The following is a 1,602-nucleotide window of genomic DNA, read 5'->3' on the forward strand; positions in this document are numbered from 1 at the left end:
CACCGGCATTGACTACCAGCGTATCTATTTTGCCGAATCGATCAAATGTCTCCCTGAATATCCGTTCCAGGTCGTCCATGTTCGTTACATCTGCCTGGATGCCTACGAAACCTGCTCCCAGCGCTGCAACCGATCTGTCGAGTGTTTCCTGATTTCTGCCTGTTATTGTACCGATCGCACCTTCATTTTTAAATGCCGCTGCAATGCCAAATCCAATGCCGCTGTTCGCTCCGGTAACTACGGCTACCTTGTTTTTTAATTTCATTTTGTATGATTGTATTACAAGGTAAAGGTGAGCTGTTTCAGGGGTTGGCAACAAGGACATTTGACAGAAAATATAGGTGATAAATGTCACGTAATTAAAAAGACCGTCTCCTGTATTTGTAAAAATATGGAGACGGTCTAATTATTGAAAAAGTTCCTTATCTGATCACCAGCACGGTTCCTTTCTTTTCGATCGTTGTACCAGCTGATGTTTTAATTACAATAGTATACACATAGGCGCCTGACATAGGCGGGCTGCCACCCATGGTGCCATTCCAGCCGGCTAGAATATCACTCGTTTCAAATACCTTACCGCCGTAACGGTTAAAGATCGTCATATGAAAAGATCGCGGTACATCGGCAGTAACCACCCGGAATAAGTCGTTATGCCCATCGCCGTTGGGTGTAAAGGCATCGGGTATATTATATCCCAGACAGCTTATGGCCGGCTTCAGTGAAATTTGCGCTGTAGCAGTGCAGCCATTATTATCGGTACCGGTAACGGTATAGAGCACATCGGTTTTCAGTGCTGCCACAGGACTGTTACTAACTGCATCAGATAACCCGGTTGCGGGGCTCCACTGGTATGTAGCAGCGCCGGTTGCATTCAGCGTAACAGAACTGCCTGCACAAAGCGGGCCGGTTACGGGACTGATACTAACGGGTGGAGGCGCGTTAACGGTTACCGTAACAATTTCACGGGCACTTTCGCAACCACTCGATTGGCTAACATAATAAGTTATGGTTCCTGCGGTAGCGGTAGAAGGCGTTGGTGCTACAGCGTCGCCGGTTCCGCCCACAGCGGTAGTATACCAAAGTAAATTGCTTCCTGAGGCTGTTAAAACTACAGCCGCATCGTTCTGGCAATACGTAGGTGACGTAACTGTTGGCGCAGCAGGTTGACTGTTGATGGTAACTGTTATGGGCGTTCGTGCACTTTCGCAACTGCCCGCCGGAGTTTGGGTCACATACCAGTTGGTGGTACCAGCCGAAGCCGTTGAAGGAACCGGGGCGGTTGAAACACCGGTGCCATTGGTGGCCACTGTATACCAAAGCAGGTTGCTACCGGTTGCTGTTAATGCGGTAGCAGTAGTGTTCTGACAATAAGTTGGAGAGCTGGCTGTTGGTGCAGTTGCAGGACTGCCAACAGTAACTGTTATGGGCGTTCTTGCACTTTCGCAGCTACCCGCCGGTGTTTGGGTTACATACCATGTGGTAGTCCCTGCGGACGCGGTTGAAGGCACCGGGGCTGTTGAAACACCTGTGCCATTGGTGGCCACTGTATACCAAAGCAGGTTGCTGCCGGTTGCTGTTAATGCGGTAGCAGTAGTGTTCTGA

The 1,602-nt window shown here is 49.4% G+C and carries 2 protein-coding genes; both read right to left on the reverse strand.

Features of this window, described 5'->3' with window-relative positions; all coding sequences use genetic code 11:
- On the reverse strand, positions 1-265 hold a 265-nt coding region (locus ACJ751_RS08900), incomplete at its 3' end, for an SDR family NAD(P)-dependent oxidoreductase (protein WP_407745134.1).
- Positions 266-422: 157 nt separating this feature from the next.
- Positions 423-1,602 (reverse strand): gliding motility-associated C-terminal domain-containing protein (locus ACJ751_RS08905; RefSeq protein WP_407745135.1); only part of this gene is annotated, 1,180 nt, incomplete at its 5' end.

Source organism: Niastella sp. (genome assembly GCF_045805085.1).
Classification (GTDB): Bacteria; Bacteroidota; Bacteroidia; order Chitinophagales; family Chitinophagaceae; genus Niastella.